The sequence below is a fragment of the Pseudoalteromonas sp. CR1 genome (assembly GCF_019392235.1).
In the GTDB taxonomy this organism is placed as follows: Bacteria; Pseudomonadota; Gammaproteobacteria; order Enterobacterales; family Alteromonadaceae; genus Pseudoalteromonas.
In genome coordinates, this window is sequence record NZ_JAHXRM010000135.1 from 1 (window position 1) to 287 (window position 287).

The 287-nt window shown below is 54.7% G+C and carries 1 pseudogene; it reads right to left on the reverse strand.

What is annotated here, in order from left to right:
- A pseudogene (locus tag KZZ04_RS18810) lies at positions 1 to 287 on the reverse strand (23S rRNA (adenine(2503)-C(2))-methyltransferase RlmN); the annotation flags it as partial.

Genomic DNA, 287 nt, shown 5'->3' on the forward strand with positions numbered 1-287 from the left:
TACTCAATGGTCAACACACGCTTTTCGCCCAAGGTCGCCATGTAACGCTGGCAAGATTCGAGCAGCATCTTAAGCGGATACTTCTTGTTGATCGGCACCAATTGGTTACGCAATGCGTCATTCGGTGCGTGCAACGACAACGCCAGGGAGACGTCGATGTGCTTGGCCAGCTCATCGATCATCGGCACCACGCCGGAGGTCGACAGGGTTACACGGCGCTTGGAGATGCCGTAACCCAGGTCGTCCATCATCAAATGCATGGCGGCAACGACGTTATCGAAGTTCAG